Source organism: Streptomyces sp. NBC_00400 (assembly GCF_036048035.1).
Taxonomy (GTDB): Bacteria; Actinomycetota; Actinomycetes; order Streptomycetales; family Streptomycetaceae; genus Streptomyces.
Map to the genome: position 1 here is coordinate 4,552,109 of NZ_CP107940.1, position 22,175 is coordinate 4,574,283.

Annotated in this window: 25 protein-coding genes; 12 read left to right on the forward strand and 13 right to left on the reverse strand. The window is 65.9% G+C overall.

All coding sequences use genetic code 11. From position 1 onward, the window contains the following. Window positions 1-104: 104 nt before the first annotated feature. A complete protein-coding gene (locus tag OHS81_RS19840) occupies window positions 105-833 on the forward strand; it encodes a UbiX family flavin prenyltransferase (RefSeq protein ID WP_328386059.1) in 729 nt (242 codons plus the stop codon). On the opposite strand, the gene OHS81_RS19845 is transcribed toward OHS81_RS19840, so the two are convergent. Beyond that, window positions 830-964: a hypothetical protein gene (locus OHS81_RS19845; protein ID WP_328386060.1), complete on the reverse strand. Its 135-nt coding sequence runs from the start codon at window positions 962-964 to the stop codon at window positions 830-832. The two genes, OHS81_RS19840 and OHS81_RS19845, sit on opposite strands and share 4 nt — an antisense overlap. A gap of 127 nt (window positions 965-1,091) precedes the next feature. On the opposite strand from OHS81_RS19845, the gene OHS81_RS19850 reads away from it, so the two are divergent. The 5 genes from OHS81_RS19850 to OHS81_RS19870 all read left to right on the forward strand — a co-directional run bounded on the left by OHS81_RS19850 (window position 1,092) and on the right by OHS81_RS19870 (window position 5,809). Continuing rightward, the gene (locus OHS81_RS19850) at window positions 1,092-1,550 is read left to right on the forward strand and encodes an Lrp/AsnC family transcriptional regulator (protein WP_042155701.1); all 459 of its coding nucleotides are present in this window, start codon (window positions 1,092-1,094) and stop codon (window positions 1,548-1,550) included. A gap of 214 nt (window positions 1,551-1,764) precedes the next feature. Then, window positions 1,765-2,928 (forward strand): aminofutalosine synthase MqnE, encoded by a 1,164-nt coding sequence (mqnE, locus tag OHS81_RS19855; protein WP_328391276.1) that lies wholly within the window; start codon window positions 1,765-1,767, stop codon window positions 2,926-2,928. Between the two features lie 43 nt (window positions 2,929-2,971). Next, window positions 2,972-3,496 carry a GNAT family N-acetyltransferase gene (locus OHS81_RS19860; protein ID WP_328386061.1) on the forward strand — a complete coding sequence of 175 codons (525 nt, stop codon included), beginning with the start codon at window positions 2,972-2,974 and terminating at the stop codon, window positions 3,494-3,496. 139 nt (window positions 3,497-3,635) lie between these two features. After that, on the forward strand, window positions 3,636-3,926 hold the full coding sequence (locus tag OHS81_RS19865) for a DUF4229 domain-containing protein (RefSeq protein WP_328386062.1): 291 nt from the start codon (window positions 3,636-3,638) through the stop codon (window positions 3,924-3,926). 521 nt (window positions 3,927-4,447) lie between these two features. Beyond that, window positions 4,448-5,809 carry a dicarboxylate/amino acid:cation symporter gene (locus tag OHS81_RS19870; RefSeq protein ID WP_328386063.1) on the forward strand — a complete coding sequence of 454 codons (1,362 nt, stop codon included), beginning with the start codon at window positions 4,448-4,450 and terminating at the stop codon, window positions 5,807-5,809. Window positions 5,810-6,156: 347 nt separating this feature from the next. Here the strand turns inward: OHS81_RS19870 and OHS81_RS19875 are convergent, their stop codons facing one another. The 4 genes from OHS81_RS19875 to OHS81_RS19890 form a co-directional block, all read right to left on the reverse strand. Then, window positions 6,157-6,396, reverse strand: a complete 240-nt coding sequence (locus OHS81_RS19875; protein ID WP_328386064.1) for a hypothetical protein — start codon at window positions 6,394-6,396, stop codon at window positions 6,157-6,159. Next, the gene (locus tag OHS81_RS19880) at window positions 6,393-7,070 is read right to left on the reverse strand and encodes a hypothetical protein (RefSeq protein ID WP_328386065.1); all 678 of its coding nucleotides are present in this window, start codon (window positions 7,068-7,070) and stop codon (window positions 6,393-6,395) included. Before OHS81_RS19880 ends, OHS81_RS19875 begins: the two co-directional genes overlap by 4 nt. A gap of 11 nt (window positions 7,071-7,081) precedes the next feature. Further along, window positions 7,082-7,528, reverse strand: coding sequence for a WXG100 family type VII secretion target (locus OHS81_RS19885; protein ID WP_328386066.1), 447 nt, complete (start codon window positions 7,526-7,528; stop codon window positions 7,082-7,084). Between the two features lie 365 nt (window positions 7,529-7,893). Beyond that, window positions 7,894-8,772 (reverse strand): alpha/beta fold hydrolase, encoded by an 879-nt coding sequence (locus tag OHS81_RS19890; protein ID WP_328386067.1) that lies wholly within the window; start codon window positions 8,770-8,772, stop codon window positions 7,894-7,896. Between the two features lie 201 nt (window positions 8,773-8,973). On the opposite strand from OHS81_RS19890, the gene OHS81_RS19895 reads away from it, so the two are divergent. Both OHS81_RS19895 and OHS81_RS19900 read left to right on the forward strand, forming a co-directional pair. Next, window positions 8,974-9,678 carry a TetR/AcrR family transcriptional regulator gene (locus tag OHS81_RS19895; RefSeq protein WP_328386068.1) on the forward strand — a complete coding sequence of 235 codons (705 nt, stop codon included), beginning with the start codon at window positions 8,974-8,976 and terminating at the stop codon, window positions 9,676-9,678. A gap of 920 nt (window positions 9,679-10,598) precedes the next feature. Then, window positions 10,599-12,509, forward strand: a complete 1,911-nt coding sequence (locus OHS81_RS19900; protein ID WP_443058860.1) for an AMP-dependent synthetase/ligase — start codon at window positions 10,599-10,601, stop codon at window positions 12,507-12,509. A gap of 101 nt (window positions 12,510-12,610) precedes the next feature. Here OHS81_RS19900 and OHS81_RS19905 read toward each other — a convergent pair whose 3' ends face one another. Both OHS81_RS19905 and OHS81_RS19910 read right to left on the reverse strand, forming a co-directional pair. Beyond that, window positions 12,611-13,021: an ATP-binding protein gene (locus OHS81_RS19905; protein WP_328386069.1), complete on the reverse strand. Its 411-nt coding sequence runs from the start codon at window positions 13,019-13,021 to the stop codon at window positions 12,611-12,613. Further along, on the reverse strand, window positions 13,018-13,236 hold the full coding sequence (locus OHS81_RS19910) for a hypothetical protein (RefSeq protein WP_328386070.1): 219 nt from the start codon (window positions 13,234-13,236) through the stop codon (window positions 13,018-13,020). Before OHS81_RS19910 ends, OHS81_RS19905 begins: the two co-directional genes overlap by 4 nt. A gap of 117 nt (window positions 13,237-13,353) precedes the next feature. Here OHS81_RS19910 and OHS81_RS19915 point away from each other — a divergent pair, with 117 nt between their 5' ends. Together OHS81_RS19915 and OHS81_RS19920 are read left to right on the forward strand one after the other, a co-directional pair. Then, window positions 13,354-14,208: a helix-turn-helix domain-containing protein gene (locus OHS81_RS19915; RefSeq protein ID WP_328386071.1), complete on the forward strand. Its 855-nt coding sequence runs from the start codon at window positions 13,354-13,356 to the stop codon at window positions 14,206-14,208. Beyond that, a complete protein-coding gene (locus OHS81_RS19920) occupies window positions 14,186-14,404 on the forward strand; it encodes a DUF397 domain-containing protein (protein WP_328386072.1) in 219 nt (72 codons plus the stop codon). The genes OHS81_RS19915 and OHS81_RS19920 overlap by 23 nt, the downstream gene beginning before the upstream one ends. A 55-nt stretch (window positions 14,405-14,459) precedes the next feature. On the opposite strand, the gene OHS81_RS19925 is transcribed toward OHS81_RS19920, so the two are convergent. From OHS81_RS19925 to OHS81_RS19950, 6 genes are all read right to left on the reverse strand, one after another. After that, window positions 14,460-14,771, reverse strand: a complete 312-nt coding sequence (locus OHS81_RS19925) for a hypothetical protein (RefSeq protein WP_328386073.1) — start codon at window positions 14,769-14,771, stop codon at window positions 14,460-14,462. 391 nt (window positions 14,772-15,162) lie between these two features. Further along, complete coding sequence (locus OHS81_RS19930; protein ID WP_328386074.1) at window positions 15,163-15,663, reverse strand: hypothetical protein; 501 nt, start codon at window positions 15,661-15,663, stop codon at window positions 15,163-15,165. Between the two features lie 109 nt (window positions 15,664-15,772). Continuing rightward, entirely contained in the window at window positions 15,773-16,306 is a 534-nt protein-coding gene (locus OHS81_RS19935; RefSeq protein WP_328386075.1) for a hypothetical protein, read from the reverse strand. A 482-nt stretch (window positions 16,307-16,788) separates the two neighbouring features. Continuing rightward, window positions 16,789-17,247 (reverse strand): hypothetical protein, encoded by a 459-nt coding sequence (locus OHS81_RS19940; RefSeq protein WP_328386076.1) that lies wholly within the window; start codon window positions 17,245-17,247, stop codon window positions 16,789-16,791. Window positions 17,248-17,284: 37 nt separating this feature from the next. Beyond that, window positions 17,285-19,084 (reverse strand): alpha/beta hydrolase, encoded by a 1,800-nt coding sequence (locus OHS81_RS19945; RefSeq protein ID WP_328386077.1) that lies wholly within the window; start codon window positions 19,082-19,084, stop codon window positions 17,285-17,287. Window positions 19,085-19,092: 8 nt separating this feature from the next. Then, window positions 19,093-19,431 carry a hypothetical protein gene (locus OHS81_RS19950; protein ID WP_328386078.1) on the reverse strand — a complete coding sequence of 113 codons (339 nt, stop codon included), beginning with the start codon at window positions 19,429-19,431 and terminating at the stop codon, window positions 19,093-19,095. A gap of 495 nt (window positions 19,432-19,926) precedes the next feature. On the opposite strand from OHS81_RS19950, the gene OHS81_RS19955 reads away from it, so the two are divergent. Both OHS81_RS19955 and OHS81_RS19960 read left to right on the forward strand, forming a co-directional pair. After that, window positions 19,927-20,385, forward strand: a complete 459-nt coding sequence (locus OHS81_RS19955) for a hypothetical protein (RefSeq protein ID WP_328386079.1) — start codon at window positions 19,927-19,929, stop codon at window positions 20,383-20,385. Then, a complete protein-coding gene (locus OHS81_RS19960; protein WP_328386080.1) occupies window positions 20,385-22,136 on the forward strand; it encodes an alpha/beta hydrolase in 1,752 nt (583 codons plus the stop codon). The genes OHS81_RS19955 and OHS81_RS19960 overlap by 1 nt, the downstream gene beginning before the upstream one ends. Window positions 22,137-22,175 lie beyond the last annotated feature (39 nt).

Sequence of the window (22,175 nt, forward strand, 5' to 3'; positions counted from 1 at the left end):
TTCTCGTCCCCCCGGCGGGGCGGCCCTCGGCGGGGCCGCGCGCGGGGTGCACAGGTAAGAACGGCCGTGGTGGGGTCCGCGGTTCCGCCGGATAGGCTCGATGCGTGGAGCCGCCGCACAACGACACCAGTAAGCAGGGCCCGGGCCGACGCCGTCCGTGGGTCGTGGGGATTTCCGGCGCGTCCGGGACACCGTATGCGGCGTCCGTATTGCGCGGGCTGCTCGCCGCCGGGGAGGCGGTGGATCTGATCGTCAGCCGGGCGTCGCGACTGACCCTGCTGGACGAGACCGGCATCGCCTTCCGGGATGCCCACTGGCGCGCCGGCCTGCGGGAATGGCTGGCGCGCGGGGCGGACGGCAAACCGTCGACGTTTCCGGTGACGGAGGCGGACCTGGCGGAGGTGCGGTACTGGCCGGCCGGGGATCTGGCGGCCGGGCCCTCGTCGGGTTCGTATCCGGTGAAGGGGATGCTGATCGTCCCGGCAAGCACGGCGTGTGTGGCCGGGGTGGCGCTCGGGCTCTCGAAGGATCTGCTGCAGCGGGTGGCGAGCGTGACGCTCAAGGAGCGGCGGCGGCTGGTGGTCGCGGTGCGCGAGACCCCGCTGAACGGTCCGACGCTCAAGCATCTGGTGACGCTGGACGAGGCGGGCGCCGTGGTGCTGCCCGCCTCACCGGCGTTCTATGCGGGGGCGACGCACATCCAGGACCTGGTGGACTTCGTCGCCGGCCGGGTGCTCGATGCGGCCGAGGTGCCGCACGGGCTCTACCGGCGCTGGGAGGGCGAGCTGCGGGGCGGCTCCAAGGAAGCGGAGGAGGCCCCGGACGCCGGCTAGCGCTTCTTCGCTGCGGCGGCGCGGCCGAAGAGACTGCGGGTCCGCGGTGCCGCGGCCCGGTGGGCACGTGAACGATTGGCCTGGTCCTGCAGCTCACGCATGCGGGCGTAGGCCATCTCGATCGAGTACACGGTGACAACTCCTGAGATCGTCTGTGATTGTCGTGATCGGCTGAAAGATCGCAGGGTCAAGGCCCTGTATGCCTTAGATTCTACATGCAGAACCCGAATATGCGTAAAGATTGGAAGGCTTGAGGGCATGGACGCGGTGGATAGGCAGCTCATCCAGGCACTTCGCGAGAACGGCCGGGCCTCGTACGCGGAGCTCGGCCGGCTCGTCGGCCTCTCCGGGCCCAGCGTCACGGACCGGATCAACCGCCTCGAAGCGGCGGGTGTGATCACCGGTTACCGCGCGACGGTGGACGCCGCCTCGCTCGGCCTCGGCGTCACGGCGCTGGTGGGCATCTCGCTGTCGGACGCCACCGACCACGAGGACGTCGCGCAGCGGCTGCGCGACCTCGAAGAGATCGAGGACTGCTGGTTCATCGCCGGCGACGACTCGTACATGCTCAAGGTGCGCGTGGGGGACGTCGACGGGCTGGAGCGCACCATCCGGCGGCTCTCCGGCACCAAAGGTGTCTCCCGTACGCGCACCACGATCGTGCTCTCCACCAAGTGGGAGAACCGCGTCGGCCAGCTGCCCGAAGAGGCGGAGTAGGGCGCGTAGGGCGAATAAGCCGAGTAGGGCGAGTCGGCCCACCGGACGCCGGTCGGCGCCGGGTGGCGCCCGGGGCGGACGGGCGCGCCAAGGGGCCCCCGTCCGCCCCGGCCCTGGGGGAGTACGCTCGTCGGAGCCCGTTTCCGGCTCCGGACAGGCACCGGAACGGCACCGAATACGGCAGAGACTGGGAGGCGACCGGATGGCTGCGTCGATGGATGTGGGCCTCAAGCGTGAGCTGGAGGCGAAGGTCCACGCCGGGGAGCGGCTGACCCGCGAGGACGGTATCGCCCTCTACGAGTCCGACGACCTGGCATGGCTGGGCGGCCTCGCCCATGAGGTGCGTACGCGCAAGAACGGCGACGTCGTCCACTTCAACGTCAACCGCCACCTCAACATGACGAATGTGTGCACCGCGTCGTGCGCCTACTGCTCCTTCCAGCGCAAGCCGGGCGAGAAGGATGCGTACACGATGCGCATCGAGGAGGCCGTCCGCCTCGCCAAGGCGATGGAGAACGACAACCTCACCGAGCTGCACATCGTCAACGGGCTCCACCCCAACCTGCCGTGGCGCTACTACCCGCGCTCGCTCAGCGAGCTGAAGAAGGCCCTGCCGGACGTCTCCCTCAAGGCCTTCACCGCCACCGAGATCCACCACTTCGAGACCATCTCGGGTCTGTCCGCCTCCGAGATCCTCGACGAGCTGATCGACGCCGGCCTGGAGTCGCTGACCGGCGGCGGCGCCGAGATCTTCGACTGGGAGGTCCGGCAGCACATCGTCGACCACCGCACCCACTGGGAGGACTGGTCGCGGATCCACCGCCTCGCCCACGAGAAGGGCCTCAAGACCCCCTCGACGATGCTCTACGGGCACATCGAGGAGCCGCGCCACCGCGTCGACCACGTCCTGCGGCTGCGTGAGCTCCAGGACGAGACCGGCGGCTTCCAGGTCTTCATCCCGCTGCGCTACCAGCACGACTTCGTGGACATGCAGGACGGCAAGGTCCGCAACAAGCTCCAGGCCCGTACGACCATGGCGACCGGCGCCGAGGCCCTGAAGACCTTCGCGGTCTCCCGCCTCCTCTTCGACAACGTCCCGCACGTGAAGTGCTTCTGGGTGATGCACGGCCTGCAGACCACCCAGCTCGCGCTGCAGCACGGCGCGGACGACATGGACGGCTCGGTCGTCGAGTACAAGATCACGCACGATGCGGACAACTACGGCACGCCCAACAAGCTGACCCGTGAGGACCTGCTCGACCTGATCCGCGACGCCGGCTTCCGCCCCGTCGAGCGCAACACCCGCTACGAGGCGATCCGCGAGTACCCGGGCCCCGACCCGGACCGCCGCGAATCCCCCCAGCCGATGCGGGTCTGACCTGCGCGGGGGCGCTGCCACAGCGGAAGTTAGGGTCCGGGTCATGGACCTGCGTTTCGACCTGGACCCTTCCGTCACCCCCGGACTCCGCGACGGGATATGCGCGTTGTGGGCCGATGTCTCCAACGCCGGGGGCGCGGTCGGTTTCCTCCCGCCGGTGTCGCCCGAGGAGGTCCGCCCCGATCTGCTCACGCACCTGACGGCCATGGCCGAGGGCCGTACCCGTCTGATGGCCGGCCGGGACGCGGACGGCCGGGTGCTGGCCACGGCCTTCCTCACCTTCAACGGCCACCGCCTGATGACGCACTGGCTGTGGGTCTACACGGTCATGGTCCACCCCTCCCTCCAGGGACAGGGCGCCGGCCGCCGGCTGATGGCCGCGGTCGCCGACGCCGCCCGCACCTTCGACGGCGTCACCGCGCTCCGTCTCACCTGCCGCGGCGGCACCGGCGTCCACCGCTTCTACGAGGCCTGCGGCTACCAGGAGGTCGGCCGCGTCCCCGGCGCGATCAAGCTGGCCGACGACGACTTGCGCGACGACATCACCATGTGGCTGGAGCTGGGCTGACCGGGGGCGGGGCGGCCGACGGGGGCGCGGCCGGCCGGTTCGGGGCGGGTCTGCGGCAGGGGCCACGAAGATCGCCCGAAGCGCTGTGCTTGACTGGATGCAGACCCTTTAGGTTGCCGTTGAGGAGAAGGTCCCATCCGTGAGTAGCCACCACTTCGCCACGCTCCGTTACACCGCCCTTCGCATCGGCCTCTTCGTCGCCTCGTTCGCCGTGGTGTGGGCGCTGGCGTACGTCCACGTCATCCCGATCACCATCGGTGCCTCCAACACCGTCTGGCTGCTGCTGCTCGCCATCGTGATCTCCGCGCCGCTCAGCTTTGTGCTGCTGCGCAAGCAGCGGGATGCGATGTCCGAGCAGATCGTCGCGAAGGTCGACCGGCAGCGCGAGCGCCTGATGGCCAACGCCGGCCAGGAGGACGGGGCGCAGTAGCCCGCAGTAACCGGCCGCAGCAGCAGGCCGCAGTGACGGTCTGCCGTTAAAGGCCTGGACCTTATGTAAGACGCCTCACAGCCGCTTCTCCGCGACAGGCGCCCGGCGCCATGGATTCGCTCCATGGCCGGGCGCCTGCCGCGTTTTTGACGGAGGGTCCGGTGTGCCCGCCTCCCCGCCGGTCTCTCCGGAACTCAAAGATTTTCTTTGGGTTCCTCAAAGTTCAAGTGTTAATGTACTTGCCATGAAGACAGCAGCCGCGCCCTCGTCCCCCAGGAGCACTCCGCTCGTGGCGCGCCTGCACGTCGATCTCTGCCGCTGTATGTCCGCGGCCTGTTGCCGCCGCTGACCGCTTTCCCCAGCGGCCGGAGATCTTCTCCCCGACCCCTCCGGGCGGGAGAGGCCCCCGTCGCGCCTGCCCTGCAGCCGCTCCCCTCCCTGACGCGCTTCTTTTCGCCGTCCCCGCCGTCCCTGCCGTCCTTGACGTTTTTGGCGTCTCCCCTGTCCCCGGAGTGTGTCCGTTGTCCACGTCTGCCGACACCGCCGAGCCCTCACAGGCTCCCCAGCCCCCCAAGTCCTCCCGCATACCCAAGGTCCCGTTCTGGGTGCAGATCCTGGCCGGCCTCGCCCTGGGCGTGCTGCTCGGCTGGATCGCCAAGAGCGGTGACCTCGGCTGGCTCACCACCACGCTGCAGCACATCGGCGACCTCTTCGTCCAGCTGCTGAAGCTCGCCGTGGCCCCGCTGGTCTTCTTCGCGATCCTGGTGTCGATCACCAATCTGCGGCAGGTCAACAACGCCGCCCGGCTCGCCAGCCGCACCCTGCTGTGGTTCATGGCCACCTCGCTGATCGCCGTCGCGATCGGCCTGGCGATCGGCCTGCTCACGAACCCGGGCGCGGGCACCGGCCTGACCCCCAAGGACGGCAAGCTCCCCGACCACGCGGGCTCCTGGATCGACTTCCTGACCGGCATCGTCCCCACCGACATCATCACGCCGTTCACCGAGCTCAACGTCCTGCAGATCGTCTTCATGGCCGCCGTGGCCGGTATCGCGGCCCTCCAGCTCGGCGAGAAGGCCGAGCCGGTCCTCACGATCAGCCGCTCGGTCCTCGAACTGCTCCAGAAGGCCCTGTGGTGGGTCATCCGCCTCGCCCCGATCGGCACCGTCGGCCTCATCGGCAACGCCATCGCGACGTACGGCTGGAACCTGATCGGCAAGTACGCGACCTTCACCGTCGACATCTACGTCGGCTGCGCGCTCGTCCTCTTCGGCGTCTACCCGCTGCTGCTGTCGACCGTCGCCAAGGTCAACCCGCTGCAGTTCTTCCGCGGCGCCTGGCCCGCCATCCAGCTGGCCTTCGTCTCCCGCTCCTCGGTCGGCACCATGCCGGTCACCCAGCAGGTCACCGAGCGCCTTGGCGTGCCGCGCGAGTACGCCTCCTTCGCGGTGCCGTTCGGCTCGACCACCAAGATGGACGGCTGCGCCTCGATCTACCCGGCGATCGCCGCGATCTTCATCGCCCAGATCTTCGACGTCCCCCTCGGCATCGGCGACTACGTCCTGATCGCCTTCGTCTCCGTCATCGGCTCCGCCGCCACCGCCGGTCTCACCGGCGCGACGGTGATGCTGACGCTGACCCTCTCCACGCTGGGCCTGCCCCTGGAGGGCGTCGGCCTGCTGATGGCCATCGACCCGATCCTGGACATGATGCGCACGGCCACCAACGTGGCCGGCCAGTCGGTCATCCCGATCCTGGTCTCCGCCAGGGAGAAGATCCTGGACCGCGACGCGTACAACGGCGCCACGAGCATCACCCTCGATGCGACCGGCGCCGAGGGCCTGGAGGAGAACAGCCCCGTCCCCGCGCCGGCTGCTGCCTAGCCCGAGCTGCCTTCCGGCTGCGCCCCGGTCTCCTGGAAGCGCTGTGGCCCGCACCCTTCTTGGGTGCGGGCCGCTTGTTTTTCACTCATCGCTGGGCGGGCACAACTCACTTCTTCGAGTGCTCCAGAATGCAAGCGGACAACAGGCACGCCCCCACGACACCAATCGCCAGGCTGATGAGGGTGCTTGTCAGGCCGCGAGCCTCCGCAACGCCCAAGATGAATCCGCCGATACCTGCAAATGTTGCCATCCCGCCAAGGATGACCAGGTGGAAGGATCTGAGGTTCAGAAATGACCCAAGAATCTCGTTCAGAACCCACAGGGGGGCGAACCTCCTGTGTGGAGAGCTAGGTGATCGGTCCGCTTCCTCCACGAGATTTCCCCTCTCCGTACAGCGGGTTGAACCTATCGGGGCCTACGTTCCGACTCTGCTGTTCCAGCTTCTTCGAATCGCTCTCGGGGCTGTAAGCGTAGTCAACAAAGGTTGCGGCAATGGAGACAGGTATGCCGAAAATCTTCCCTGCCCCCTTGATGATCCCGTTGCCGATCTTGTTGGCCACAGGTCCGTCACCCGCGCCGATCTTCATACCTGCCGTTTTGGCCATTCCCGCGACAGCGTTCGGCGGGGTGCCGCCCACGAAGTAATCCCATGCTTCTCCGACCCTGCCGTGCAATAAGGAATCTCCAGCATTGATCCACGACTTATAGCTGAGGAATTCTGCCACCGGCTTGATGGTGTCACTACCCCAGGGCTTGGCTCCCAGTGTGTGCGTGCGGACGTGGTCAGGCTTTTGGAAAGCCTTCTTGTGAAGCCTTGGATCTTTTTCTTCTGCAGGGTGCGTATCTCTTCGTTGTCGGGGTCGTCCTGGTTGGGAAGGTCCTGCGTGGTGTCGTTGCGGGCCTCGACATGGCCGGTGCTGCTGACCACCAAACCCCGGTCCGGCGCCTCTACATCGGCGAGCTTGTGAAGGTCCGCTTTGTTCTTCTGCAGCCTGCTGTGGGCATCGCGCAAGATGTCATAGACGCCTTTCGCCTCAGTGACCGCATCCGTGATCTCCTTGTCTGCGTCCTCGATCTGGCCGGCTGCCGTCGCCGAGGTGAGGTCGAGACTGTTCCAACCGGCCTGACTGAATCTCTTCGAGACATCCTGTGTGAATGCGTCGTCCAGCGATTCGAGATGGTGGATCTGGGTGCGCCATGCCTCGACGGCACTCTCCAGCCTGCTCAGATCGAGGTGGTAGAGCTGTTCATAAGTCACCATGTACCGTCACCTCATCCGAAGGGCGTCTTGGGCGTGGACGTGAATTTCTCCGCGTTCTCGGCCTCCGTCCGCTCGTAATTTTCAGCGGTGTTGGTGCACTTGCTGTGTATCTCGCGTAATGTTCTGACGAGCCGTGCCACCTGGTCGTCCCAGATATCCACCGTCTGGTCCAGGGCCTTGCCCAGCCTTCCGTTCCATGAAGCGTTCTTGAAATCTGCGGCTGCATGCGCGGTCTCGTCCTTGGCGCCACGCCCCTTGGTGTGCAGCTCACCTGCGATTTCCAGGGAGTTGTTTCCGGCCTGACGCAGTTCCGCCGGGCTTTTGATCCGGGCAGCTCCGTTCCCTCCCGAATGGGGAGGTGTGGGTGTGGTTCCCCAGCCCATTACATGATCCCCCTTCATGTCGATGCTCTTTCTGTGGGTGCCCCGTAGTGCTGCGCGGAAATTTTGATCATACATGCGTTCCCTGTGTCGCCAATGGCGATTCGATAGGGTGCCGAAGGTTGGCTGGTAAGTGGGCTGGTGAGTGGTGGCCTCGCCGCCCCTTGGAGCTGCCCATTACGCAGTCGGGCGCGTAACTTTTTTATTTCGCCGAGGCTCTTCGTTCGGCTCGATTCGTACGCCTTCTTAGCGCATTTTTGAGGGCCGGTTGACCTCGGCTATCCATTCAGGGGCTTGACGGGTCTGCGGAGGCTTAGGCCTACCTGCCGGCCGCCTGGGGCCGCATCCGCCAAGAGGGGCTTGATTCACTCACTTCGCTCGTTCGGAGCGGCTGTCGGGTGGTGTTGGGCGGCATCGAGTGGCGTCGGGCGGCATCGAGTGGCTCAGCCTTTTGTCGCTCCCGTATGGGCCAGGATCGCCGTGGCGAGTGGCTCCAGTACGGCGGGCGGCAGTGCGTGCCCCATCCCCGGGATCTCGACGAGGGACGCGCCGCGGACGCACTGCGCGACGTGCTGGGGGTGCGGCGGCGGGAAGACCGGATCGGCGGGGGCGCAGACCACGAGCGCCGGCACCTCGTTTGTGGCGAGCCGGTCCGTGCGGAGCATCCCGTCGTGTTCCGCACGGCCGTGTGCGGTGCTCGTCCGGTAGTGCCCCGTGTGCTCGATGACGCGCTGTGCAAGCGTACGGAAAGAGTCGGTGTCGAAAGGGAGTTGGCCACCGGCGAGTACCCGACAGTGTTCGATCTGGCGCTGTACCTCTTCCGCCTGGCCGTGATCCTCGACCGGGCGGGCCCACAGCTCCAGGAGCTCGGGCGCGATGCCCGGCAACTCGTCGACCGGGACCGTGCCGCCGTCGGGGCGGGTGTACGGGGTGCTGCTGAGGGCGCTGGTGCTGATGAGAGTGGCGCTGAGCAGTCGGTCGGGGTGGTCGGCGAGCACCATCTGGGCCAGCATGCCGCCCAATGACATGCCGACGATATGAGCCCGGTCGATGCCCAGCCCGTCCAGGACCGCGATCACGTCATCCGCGAGATCGGCGATCCGGTACGGCTGCTCCTCGAAGGGCCAGGTCGAGCGGCCGGTGTCGCGGTGGTCGTAGCGGATGACCCGGTGGTGGGCGGCAAGCGCATCCACCAGTGGCTCCGGCCAGCCGATGCCGCTCGCCTGGGCGCCCATGATCAGCAGCAAAGGGTCCGTATCGGCGGCTCCGCGCTGCTCGGTCCACAGGCGAATGTTGGGGGCGGCGTCGATGAACTGCTGCATGGGGGCTGTCCTCCAGGAGGGGAGCGGGCGCACGGGCACCGCATCCGCGTCTGCGTCCGGATGTGCAGGCGCGTCAGTACGTGACGACGCGACGAGACGTATCGTCTCGCTATGGCGGGAACGCGTCAAGGGAGAGGGGTCGGGAGGCGAAGATCGTAAACTTACTTTGCAGTAAAGGGGCGGGACGGAGGGACATTCAGGGTGGGAGCTGTGAAGAGCAAGCGGGTGCCGCGCGCGATCCGGGAGCAGCAGATGCTGGACGCCGCGGTGCTGACGTTCGCACGGCGTGGTTATGCGGCGGCCTCGATGGACGAGATCGCCGAGGTGGCGGGGGTCTCCAAGCCGCTGGTCTACCTCTACCTGAATTCGAAGGAAGACCTGTTCAGTGCGGTGATCCGGCGGGAGTCGGAGGCGCTGGTGGCGGCCGTGACGGCGGCCGTCGAGCCGGGGGCGACGGCCGACCGGCAGCTGTGGAGCGGTCTGCGCGGGTTCTTCGCGCACACCGCCGAGTATCCGGACGGCTGGGCCGTACTCCATCAGCAGGCGCGGACGCACGGTGAGCCGTTTGTGCGCGAAGTGGCCGTGGTGCGGGCGGAGATCGTCGCATTTGTGACGGAGCTGATCGGTGCGGCCGCAAAGGAGGCGGGCTGCGTCGGCGAGCTGGCCGAACGAGAGGTCGCCGGCCTTGCCCATGCCCTGGTCGGTGCGGCCGAGTCCCTTGCCGGATGGGCCAATATCCGTACGGACGAAGGTCCTTCGGGGGAGTGTGAGCATCCGTCGGCGAAGGACACGGCGGCCACGATGATGAACTTCGTCTGGGCGGGCCTCGGCCGGCTGATGGAGGGCGAACGGTGGGTGCCCGGCGGGCTCATCGGCAGGCAGGGGCGTTCGGCGGCCAGGGGGTGAGGCGGTTGCTGTGCCTGTGCCTGCCTGCCTCCCTGGGCGTCCTGACTCTCTGACCGGCCCGACTCTCTGACCAGCCCAGCTCTCTGGCCGATCCAACTCTCTGACCGGCCCAGCTCTCTGGCCGATCCAACTCTCTGACCGGCCCAGCTCTCTGACCGATCCAACTCTCTGGCCGGTCCGGCTCGCTGACCGTTCCGGCTCCCCGGTCGGCCAGGCTATGGATCCGGCCCGGGTGGGTTCGGGCGGCGGCGCGGGCTGCGGCAGACCGGGACGGTCAGGGGCGAGGCGGGCGAAGGGGCGGCCCAGGGGCGCCCGATGGGGCGTCCGACGGGGTGTCCGGGCCCGGAATTGCCGAGATCAAGGGAGTTACGGCCATTGGCCAACTCCTGGTCCTCGCGTAGATTTACTTCGAAGTAAGGTTACTGTCAGGTCAGAAGCTGGGGCGAGGATGTGTTCCACGGATTCCCCCGCCGGGGGCGAGCCTTCCGCCATCGGCCGTTATCGCCGTTCCCGCGCTGCCGTAACGCACCCTGCTCCAGCGGGCGTCCGGACCTGACGTCCCCAACGCCACGATGACGTCCGGCAGTCCGGCAGTCCGGCCGTCCGGCGCCACGGACAGGACGAGCACGGGCTTCGTCTGCGGCTGCCCGGTGGGGGCGGCCCCCTTCACCTCCGTTACCCGTCGGCCTCACGGTGCGGGCGGCGGCCCTGGCTATCGGCGGGCCCCGCCATAGCCAACTCCGGCCCTGCGGACGGCCCGTGCATGCCCCGCCCCCTCTCCCACCCCCTCCCAGCCCCTCCCCGCACTCCACAGGAGAAACGAGGACCCGCTCGTGTCCAACCAGGAAAGTGCACCCCCCGCCTCAGCCGCCGCCCACCCGGCCGACACCCCCACTGCCCCCATCGCCTCCACCGGCCCCATCGCCCCTGCAGCCCCCACCGCCCCGCACCCCGCCCCCACCCTCGTAGAACCACAAAAAACCCTGGTGGACGGCACGGTCCGCGAGGTCTACGTCCCGGCACTGGCCCCGCCCGTCCACAGCGGCTCGCTCGGCGACCTCCCCTTCCACAACGCGGTCGAGGCCCCCGCCGACATCGTCCTGGCGCGCAAGCAGCCCAGCGGCACCTGGCGCGACATCACCGCGGCGGAGTTCGGCGTCGAGGTGCGCGCGGTCGCCAAGGGCCTGATCGCGCACGGCCTCCGCCCGGGCGACCGGCTCGCGATCATGGCCCGTACGACCTACGAGTGGGCCCTCATCGACTTCGCCGCCTGGGCGGCCGGCCTGGTCACCGTCCCCCTCTACCCGACGTCCTCCGCCCACCAGGCGCAATGGATCCTGCACGACTCCGGCGCCCGCGCCTGCGTCGTGGAGAACGTCGAGGAGACCCGGCTGATCAGCGGTCTGCGCAATGAGCTCCCCGGCCTCGACCACCTCTGGCAGTTCAACACCGGCGCCGTCGCCCAGATCGTCGCCGAAGGCCGCGCCCTGCCGGACTCGGTGGTGGACGAGCGCCGTGCCGCCACCGGCCCGTACGACCTCGCCACGCTCATCTACACCTCGGGCACCACCGGCCGCCCCAAGGGCTGCGCCCTCACCCACGCCAACTTCTTCGCGGAGGTCGACAACGCCGTCGAACTCCTCCACCCCGTCTTCAAATCGGCCAGCGAGGAGCCCGCCTCCACTCTCCTCTTCCTGCCCCTGTCGCACGTTTTCGGCCGGATGGTCGCCGTCGGCTGCCTGCGCGCCCGGGTCCGCCTCGGCCACGCCCCCAGCATCCAGACCGACGACCTGCTGACCGACCTGGCAGGCTTCCGGCCGACCTTCCTCCTCGGCATCCCGTACGTCCTGGAGAAGGTCTACAACACGGGCCGGGCCACCGCGGAGAAGATGGGCCGCGCCGCCTCCTTCGACCGTGCGGCCCGTATCGCCCGCTCGTACGGCGAAGCGGTGGAAGCCAAGGAGCACGGAACGGGCTCCGGCCCCGGCGTCGCCCTCAAAGCCGCCCGCAAGTTCTACGACCCGCTCGTCTACCGCCGTATCCGCGCGGCCCTCGGCGGCAAGGTCCGCTACATCCTCAGCGGCGGCTCGCCCCTCGGCCACCGCCTCGCCGCCTTCTACACCGGCGCCGGCATCGAGATCTTCGAGGGCTACGGCCTGACGGAGACGACCGCCGCGACGACCGTCACCCCGCCCCTGCGTCCCCGCATCGGCACGGTCGGCTGGCCGCTGCCCGGCACCGCCGTCCGCATCGCCGACGACGGCGAGATCCTGGTCCACGGCGGCCATGTCTTCTCCGGCTACTGGGACGCGGCCCTCGGCGCGGCCCGCCCCGTCACCGACCACGGCTGGCTGGCCACCGGCGACCTCGGTGCCCTCGACGCCGACGGCTACCTCACCATCACCGGCCGTAAGAAGGAGATCCTGGTGACCACGGGCGGCAAGAACGTCGCTCCGGCCCCCCTGGAGGACCGCCTCCGCTCGCACCCCCTCGTCGGCCAGTGCCTGGTCATCGGCGACAACCGCCCCTACATCACCGCCCTGATCACGCTGGAACCGGACGGCCTCGCCCACTGGTGCCAGATGAACAAGAAGCAGAATCTGCCGCCGGCACGCCTGGTCCACGACGAGACCCTGCTCGCCGACCTCCAGCGCGCCGTCGACGACGCCAACGAACTGGTCTCCCGCGCCGAATCCATCCGCAGGTTCGCCGTCCTCCCGGTGGATTTCACCGAGGAAACCGGGCATCTCACCCCGTCCCTGAAGCTCCGCCGCGCCGCCGTCACCCGCGACTTCGCCAAAGACATAGCGGGCCTTTACGAAAGCAGGTGACCCCTGCTCTGGAGCCCGAGCCCTCGGCGCGTCAAACTGGAACCCCGTGTCACCTCTGTGGGGGAGGTGGCACGGGGTCTGACGTGCGTTGTCGTGGCGTTTTACGCCCGGCTGACCTCGCAGGGCCGCCCGACCTCGCACCACACGGTCTTGCAGGCGCCCTCCCGCCGCACCCCCCACCGCAGCGAGACGGCCTCCATCAGGGCCAGGCCCCGCCCGCGCTCGTCGTCGCCGCCCGCCCGCAGCAGCACGGGCAGCGCCCGCGCGTCGGGGTCGGTGACCTCCACCCGGATGCTGTCGGCGGCCCCGCCGATGACGCGGATGACGACCGGGGTGCCCTCCCCGACGTGCCGGATCACATTTCCCACTATTTCGCTGACACAGAGCTGTACCTCGGCGCACGGCCCGCCCAGGTGCTCGCGCACGGTGCGCCGGAGCACAGGCACTTCCTTGGGCAGGGCAAGCAGCTCCAGCGTGAGCGGCCTGGAAGAGGGCTCGGAAGACGTGCTCATCGCGCGGCCGCCGCCTTACGAAGCGCCTCGGCCAGCTTGCGGGCGGTGGCCGTGTTGCAGTTACCGAGCGCGACAAGCGGCACCGCGTAACTGCCGGCGAACCCCGGCAGGTCGATCCCGAGGGACGGCAGCGTGATCCCGTTGTCCCTGAGCGCGCTACGCAGCAGCTCGGTGCAGTCCTGCACGTCGTCGTGGTGGTGGAGGTGGCTGGGCATGGGGCGTACGCCTTCCTGTGCGCATGGTGACGAAGTGCTCACAGCGTGACGTCACGGGGCGTAGCGTGGAAGGGAATCGGGTTGCGCAGAGCAACGTGCGGATAGTGGTGGTGAGTTGTGCCCCCTCGTAAGGATCCCGACGCTTCGGCGAGCGTTCCGGCCTTCTACGGAGCCGAGCTGCGCTATCAGAGAGAGGCGGCGGGCCTCACGCTCGAACAACTGGCGGAGGGCAGCTACCGCGGTATCTCGTTCCTCAGCCAGATCGAGCACGGCGAACGGCGGATGCCGGAGGACCTGGCCCGGCACGTCGACGACAGGCTCGGCACGGACGGCTTTTTCACCCGCCGCTGTGAAGATGCGCGGAAGGCGCGCAACGTGGGGCATCCGCTGTACTTCGCGGAGATCCCGGATATGGAGAAGGCCGCGACATCGATTGAGGACTGGGCGCCTGCTGTCATCCCGGGACTGCTCCAGACCGAGGCGTACATGCAAAAGCTCAACCAAAGAGTCACGCCCTGCGAGGAGCCTGCGGCTGTTGAGAAGCTGGTTCGTGCACGGGTGGGACGCGCAAAGCTCTGGCAGAACGAGAACCCTCCGACGTACTGGGCGATCGTGCGGGAGGCGCTGATCCGCCGGCCGTTGCTTCCGCCGGAGCACATGGCTGACCAGTTGGAACACATCCTCGACGTGATCCGGTCCACGAGGAGCGTTTTGCAGATCGTCCCGGAAACGACAGTGGCCCACCCGTTGATGATGGGGCTGGTGAAGATCATGACCTTTGCGGATGCACCACCGCTCGTCTGGACCGAAGCCGATCACAGTGGCCAAGTCGTGGACTATCCGCCGACCGTGACGAAGTATCGAAGGTCGTACGATCTGCTCAGGGCCGTCGCACTGCCGCCCGAGGCGTCCCTGGCCATCATCGAGGAAGCGGCAAGGGGTTACAGAGATGAAGCGCAGCACCCGGATTGATCTCAACTCTGCCCGATGGCGTAAGAGCAGCTACAGCAACGCTGAAGGGGCCGACTGCGTCGAGATCGCCGACGGCGTCCCCGGCGTCGTCCCGGTCCGGGACTCCAAGGCTCCCACGGGTCCTGCCCTCCTGATCCCCGCCGACGCCTGGTGCGGATTCATCACGGCCATGAAGGCCGGCTCGCTCGTCAACTGAACGCCCGCCCAACGACGTCGCCGGCCCTGCCCCATCCATCCCGCTCCGAGACGGCTCACTGCGGGGGCAGGGCCACAGCCGTCTGCATCTCACACGAGTTGCACCAGAACGCCCACCCATTGGCGTCCACGGACCGCGACCCGCACGCCAGGCAGGGGTCGCCCACAAAGCTGGCCGCCACCCACGCGCCGGCCGTCGCCGCGCGACGCCCCGCGGTCGCGCACTCATCCGCATAGCAGGGGATGCACAACCCGCCCTGCTGACCGGGCAGTTTCATCGACCGTATCCCGCAGGTCGCGCACGGAAGCCGGTCGACGTACTGCGCGTCCAGGCCGACCGGCTTGCCGTTCCTCTCGAAGGCCGCCACGCCTGCCTCCGCCTCCTCTACGCCAGGACGGTTCCGGTGCCACCGCACCCGGAACACTGCGTGGTGACCGCATCGCCCGTCGGCGTCTCCCACTCCACGGTGCCTTGGCCGCCACAGTCGGGGCAGGGCTTCTGTGGGGGCATGTCCTCGCTCATCTTGCCCAAGATAGGCCGCTCCATGTTGTCATGTGAGCACTTTCCGTGATCACTTCGTCCATGGGCACCGCCCCGGCAGCGGTCGGTTTGGCGTCGATGCTCGATCGCAGGTCGGCACTGTCATGGGCCCTCGTCGACGGTCCCGGCCGGGGAGAGGCCGTGCCAGGCGGGGGTGCCCAGGACGGCACCCGCTGCGCCTCCCGTCCCGCTGCTTCGGCGCGGGTGTTCTCGCAGGCTTAATCAGGCTTATTGGTCTTGAAGCAAGCGGATTCGACCGTTACCGCAATCAGGGACGTGTGCTTACTGCCTGCTGGCTCCTCCAGCAACCGTACCTTGACAGAGAACTCTCCTCCCTTGGAGTTCGCGATGATCTCCGGAGTCTTTGCCGGACTCTTATCCGGTCCGTCCTTCGCGATTTTCCAGCCATTCGCGGGGAGATTTCTCCTCAGTCGATCCATGGCTTGCTTCATGTCGTCGACCGGAACGCCGTACAGGCTCCAGGGGTGGTGAGCCCGGTACACACCTCCTGAGTACCCCGAGCGCGGCATGGTGAACGGCCCCGGTTCTGTTACCTTTCCCTTCAAATCGATGAGGCCAAGAACATCTCTGGAAGTCTTCTTGGTGCTCTCCTGGACTTCCCTGCCATCTCGCGTCTTCAGATTGTCTGCTTGCGAGCATCCTGCCATCAGTGCGCATATAATGAGCGTTTGGACTGTTCGTTGAACCTGCTTATTCATGCTCCCCCGTATTACCCTTCGCTGAGGTCATCCACGCGATTCTGTAAGGCGATCGATTCTCCGCCCTGGCAGCGAGTTTCACCGAATGGTGTGCGGGGCCTGCGGGCCCTTAAGGCTTTTCCGCGAAGCACCTGGAGTACAGAGTAATGTCCAGTAGTGGGGTGTGACTGTCGAGCCCCTTCAGCCAGGTTACTTCAAGCTGTGTGTGCGTCTTCAGGTGGACGGCCATCATTTCCAGATTTTGACTCCGGCTGGAGTCCTTTCCGTACTTCACCACTTTCCATCCCTCTTCCGGAAGTGCTCTGTGCAGGTTGGCCATCCCCTTCTCCAGGGCGTCGTTCCCTACGCCGTAGAAGGACCACGGATGACGGACTCTCTGATAGGTTCGCGAGGTGCCGTGGGGCACGTCGCATGGTGTGGCAGTGGGGCCAGGTTCGGTCGATTTTCCCTTGATGTTCAGCATCTCAAGGACTCGACTTGAAAGCGTCCCGACTTCGTGCACAACCTTTTCGCTGTCGCGTTTCTCGGGCTCGTGCTTAAGGCCGCTGGCATCGCTTTTCATCGTAGAACACCCAACTGTCAGCATCAGAGAGCCAAGGGAAGCGGAGATAGCTTTGAATTTCTTGCTCTTCAAGCCAGTCATTAATGCGCCTTACTTTCCAGGGCGACGCCGCCGTGGCGGCTCGTTGTCGCTCTGGCTTTTGTCACCCTGCAGGCGAACCAGTCACTCAAGTCATCACTGCCCATAGTCCACATATGCTTGGGGACGAATATCCAAGTACGTGGCGTGGGTCGCCTGCAACCATGACGTCGTCTGCAGGTATTGGTATCGTATTCCAGCTTGCGGTCTTGGCTGTATCGCCAATCAGCGTGCTGTCGTAGCTGTGCCCATCACGGTGGTGTTGGCCGTGATTGCTGGCCGCGCGCCGATAGTCAATGTTTTGCCTTCGAGGAAGGCGGTGGACCAGGCCACATGGCAGGGCGGCGGAGCCGTGCCACGGAGTCGACGTCCGTGGCTGAGGCTCACCATCGGTTGGGGTGATCGGTAGCCCACCGGCACTGCCCTTCGGTGAAGGAGTGCTTGTCTCGCCGTCTTGGCCTTACCTCAACGGCGGTTTCGGTCTGCTACTCAGGAGTTTTGGTCGTGAAGCACGCGGATTCGACCGTAACCTCAATCAGAGAAGGGTTTGTACTTCCTGCCGGTTCATCCAGCAACCGAATGGTGACGGAGAATTTATTCCCTTCAGAGTTCGCGATGATCTCCCGACTCTTTGACGGACTGGCGTCCGGGCCGTCCTTGGTGACCTTCCAGCCATTCTTGGGAAGGTCCCTCTTCAGTCGGTCCATGGCCTCCTTCATTTGAGGTACGGGGACGCCGTACACGCTCCACGGGTGACTGATCCTGTACGCCTTTTTGGAATATCCAGAACATGGTGCGGGTAGCGGGCCAGGCTTGGTTACTTTGCCGTTAAGATCGATGATCTTCAGGATCTTGCTGGACGTCTTGCTGGTTTCCTCCTCTACCTTTTCGAGGTTTTGGGGCGGTGGGTTTTTCTCCATCAGAGAGCATCCTGTCGTGAGCATGAATGGCACTATTACGCACGCTGCCAGCGACAGTCTCCTAATCAAGGGTTGCAACATCATGCCTTCCGGTGATGATGGCTGCCTGATTCTTCAAACTAGCCGACTCTTCGTCCCAGAAAGCGCCATGGTTCCCGGCGTCGCTTTTCAATATATTTCCGCCGAACGCTTGATCCGTGGGAATGACGCCATTGCCTCCGAGGCCCGCAAACTTGCCGCCGTAGCGGACCACGAGGTCGTCGGTTCCCCCGCCCATTGCCCACATGTGCCTTGGGTCGATGCCCAAGTCTGCGGCGCGGTCCACCTGCATGCCGGGGCTACCCGCGACCAAGATGTCATCCGCTGGGACCCCGGACTCTTTCCAGTTGGCGATCTTGGCTGTATCGCCGATCAGCGTGCTGCCGTAACTGTGGCCTATCACGGTAGTGTGGCCGGAATCCCCGGTCATTTGCTCGTGAGCGGTTCTATTGCCTTCGAGGAACTGCTGCAACTTTGGGCTGCCCTTTAGTGCGTACTCGTCACTGGTGGCCTCAGAGATGCCATCCGGGGCATCATAATCGAACCAGGTGATGGTGGAAATCTCTTTTCCGGGAAGGAGGCGGTTACTCTGCGTCCAGAGCCTTTCGCTCCGCCCGAGATCTGCATGATCAGCCCCGTCGCCAATGGTTTCGAGGCTCGTCTTGGTCCCGGGAACGTAGATGGCTGTATGGTCTGCCGTGTCGGGGTTCCCGTTGGCGATAATGACTCGGCCATTTCCTTCGCCGTCAGGATCGAACCCCAAGAGATAGCCCTCGGGTAGTCCGCGCCAGCCGGTCCGGTCGAATCGGTCCTGAATGGCGCGCATGCCGTTCAGTTTTCCCTTCAGGAGCTCATGTTCCTTGCCGTATTGACTGTTCCAGTCAAGCCATTCCGGGCTGTGCACTCGTGCACCTCGGGGGCCGGCCACAAATTTGGGTGACGGCTCCTTGGGAATCGCTTCCAGTCGCAGTTCGTACTGGCCACGGGTTTCCGCGAGGACCGTGCGGTTGGCCTCGTCGCGGGCATCGGCGGGCAGGCCGTTCATCGCCCCGATGCTCGCGGGGTGCAGGGAGATGTAGGCGTCCCGGTCCTCCGTGGACAGGTGTTTCCACCACTCCGCGTTGTCCACTGGGGAACCGTGCTGGGGCGGGGCCTTGATGCTGTCCAGATAGCGCTCGGCGCCGTCGCTTACACCACCCGTGTCCTTCTTGGCATCGACCCAGTCCGCGGCGGAAACCGTCAGATCGTCGTCAGCCTTGAGACTCCGCAGTTTGGGAGCCCACTTCTCGTCGGCCGTTGTGGCCTCTTCGAGGGCTGTGGTGATGCGGTCGGCGTAGGCCTGTGCCCGCGCGAAGTGGGGGTTGGGGTCGAAGTTGGCCGCCTGCCGGTTGAGCGCCTTGGCTGTCTCGTCCGTGACGCCGTTCGCCGTGCCACCCGGCGGGGTCTTGCCCCGGTACTCGTCACCCGCTGCCGGGTAGGTGACCGAGCCGTCGTTTCCCACAGTGAATTTCTCGCCCTCCGCATCCGCCACCGCCGCATCGAGCTTCTTCTTGGCGGTCTGCAGGTCGGCGGCAAGGGCGTTGAGCGCGGTGCTGATGACGCCGCACTCCACCTGGGTGTAGTGGAAGTCCTGTGCCAGCGAGCGGAGTTGCGTGAGAGCGGCCTCCGCTGCCTCGCCGGAGAGCGACTCCCGTAACTTGACGTTGATGCGCTGCTCAAGCGCGTCCTTGGCTGAACTCGCCATATGGCTGGCGGCGCGATATCCGTCCGCGGCGTCCTCGAACTCGGATGTCTTGAGGTTCTTGAGCGTCGAGTAGTCCATGGCTCGGGTCACTTCCCCTGCTGCCGGCCACCGACGGCGGGGGTGTCCGCGTACTGCTGGGAGAGCTTGCTGAACGAGCCCTTGACGGCTGCGTCGTTCCCGTACAGCTCGCCGCCCGCCTTCTCCATCCGAGCCTGGACGGCGCCGCACCGGCCGCTCAGGGCCTCCAGGTACCGCTTCCAGGAGCGGTAGACATCCTGCTGTGCCGCAGCGCTCTGCACGCCACTGCCGGCGGTGCCCAGACCATGCTGCTTCTGTTCCAGCTTCCCCAGGGCCTTTTTGATGTCTCCGCGTAACGACTGGACCTCGCGCCCCGCCGTGGTCCACACGGATCGCTTGGACTTCAAGTCGCCGGAGCCGCCATCCGAACCGCCTCCGCCGGCGCTCGCGAGCCGTAATCCGCGCCCTTCGCCGGCCTCCCGCTTGAGCGCGGCCCATTCTTCGTCCCAAGACACAGCGTCCCCCGTCATCCTCGCTGGTATACGGCTGGAAATCCTACGGCGATGGACCATGCGGGGCCTGAGTACGGCTACTTATGAGCCACGATGCCGAGCCGGATGGCCGTCACTCCCGCGACGCGCAGCGCTGCCATGCCTCTCCGTTTGCCCGCCGTGACGATGCGGATCGCGCGTCATCCGCTCTTGTGGCTCGGGTCCCTGGTGGAAAGACGCGGTCTCATGTCGACGACGTGGAAGGCCGAAAGGTGGTGATGTTGCCGACGCGCTGGCCCTAACCGGCGGCGGGGCATTTGAGTACAGGTACTCACGCACTGTCCTCACCTCCCCTGCTAACTTCGCAGCCGCGCGTGAGGCCGACGCACGCATGGACTGTCAGGGGGCGGAGTGACATTCGAAGCGGAGTGGGCGGAACTCAAACGGGAGAGTTCTGCCCGTATGAGCCTGGCCGGCGCAGGGGGAGAAGGCTGGAACTCGGACGGCGATACAGGGGATCTTCGTTCGTCCCGCCAGGCCTGGAGCGGAGGCGCGCAAGCCGTCGGGTCCGTCCGGGAGAACCTGAAGAGCGCTCTGCATGCGCTGGAGAGCAGGCACGATGTCTGGGAGAGCGGCGGCAGCGAAACCGAGGGCCTGCGGAGTGTTGCGTCGCATCTCAGCGCCTATCAGTCATGGCAGCGGCGGCTTGATCTGGTGAGCTGTGAGTGCGACGAGTTGAAGGACAAGCTGCAGAAAACCGGCGACGCCTTCTACAAGACCGATGCAGCGATCGGCGAAGCGTTCCATGAACAGAAGACCGTGCCGGTGAAGACGCCGGGCGCCGGCTCGCACGGCCGGGGGGAGTCCTGATGGTGAACATCTCGCAGCTGCGGAAGATCAAGCCTTCGGAGTTAGAGGAGGCTGCGGACGGGTGGCACAAGGTCAGCAGCGCCGCCGGCGATGCCAAGCATCGGGTGGACAACGAGATCGTCGGTCGGCTGCAGCGCGATCTGACAGGCAAGGCCCCTACCGCTGCGCTGGACCGGCTGCGGCGGCTGAGCCGCAACTTCCACTACACCCAGGTGGAGACCGGCCTGATCCGTACCGCATTGAACGGCCTGGCTTCGGAATTACGCGCGGCACAACGAAAGTTGAATGACGCAATAGCCGATGCCGAGACGGAAAAGTTCACGGTCAAGCCGGATGGCACGGTCCACTGGGTGTCTCAGCAAGTGAAGATGCCGTTCAGCCCCGAGCAGATCACCTCGGCGGACCGCCCGAAGGTGCTCCTCAACTCGGATCCGCAACGAGAAAAGGCCCAGGCCTGTGCGGATCGAATCGCCGCTGCCCTGGAGGAAGCCACCGAGGCCGACTCCCGCTACTCGCGGACACTCGACCGCCTCAAGGCCGATAACGACCTCAACGTCACCAGTGCGGACTGGGCCGATGCGCAGGGCGATATGAGCGCTCTTCGGAAAACTGCGGGGACGTATCTGCAGCGTGATGACATTCCAAAGGGGAAATCCCCAGTAGAGAATGCAAGGTGGTGGAAGGGACTCTCCGCGGACGAGAAGTCCGACTACGCTTCGCTGTTTCCAGCGAGCATCGGTGCGCTGGACGGAATACCATCAGAAGTTCGTGATGAAGCGAACCGCGCCATTTTTTCTGAGAAACGGGCGGAGTATAAGATCCGTCTCGGGGTAATCCCGCCGGAGCCCTGGCCCAAGTGGGTGTCCACTGACGGCCCTTACGCCAGCCAGGTGTGCAGCGATGAGTGGCAGGAGTGGAATAGAAAGTATCGCTTTGAAGAGCTCGATGCGGCCGACAAGGGAATGGATGCAATTCAGAAGCGCCTTGACGCCACAGGAGCGGATGACCTTCCCGAAGCCTACCTCCTGGGCTTCAGTCCGGCGGGCAACGGGCGCGCGATCATCGCCAACGGTAACCCCGACACGGCTGATCACACCGCGGTCTATGTGCCGGGTACGTCTTCGAATCTCAGTGGAGTCGACGGGGATATCCGGCGCATGACGAATCTGTGGAGGACAGCTGAACCAATGGCCGGCGGCCAGAGCGTTTCAACCGTTACCTGGCTCGGCTACGATGCGCCACAGAAGCTGGGCTACGCCACGCAGAGTCATTACGCGGATGATGGTGCGCCCGCATTCAACGGATTCATTGACGGCCTCAAGGCATCACATGAATCGGGGACCGGCGGGCACCTTACTGCGATTGGCCACTCCTATGGCACCACCCTGATCGGATCCGCGGCCCGTCAAGGGGAATTGAATGCCGATGACGTAGTTTTCGGTGGGAGTCCCGGTGTCCAAGTGGGAAAAGCGCTGGACCTGGACGTTCCTCAAGGGCATGTGTGGAATGAAGAAGCGGATGGTGACCCTGTTCCAGATATTGGTAAATGGGGTCATGGTGGAAGTCAATGGAGGGTTGGAGGTGGCGCTTTTATTATCCCTAGCGACGATCTCTTCGGGGCCAACCAGATGAGCACCGACACTACGGGGCACAGCGACTATTGGAAGTATGGGAGGCGTCCTACGGAGAGTCTTCAGAATCAGGCAGCCGTTATCCTTGGACAGTACGAAGAGGTGAAGCGTGCCCGTTAGCGCCATCTCGCTTCGACTGAAGCGTGCCAAGAGCCTCTT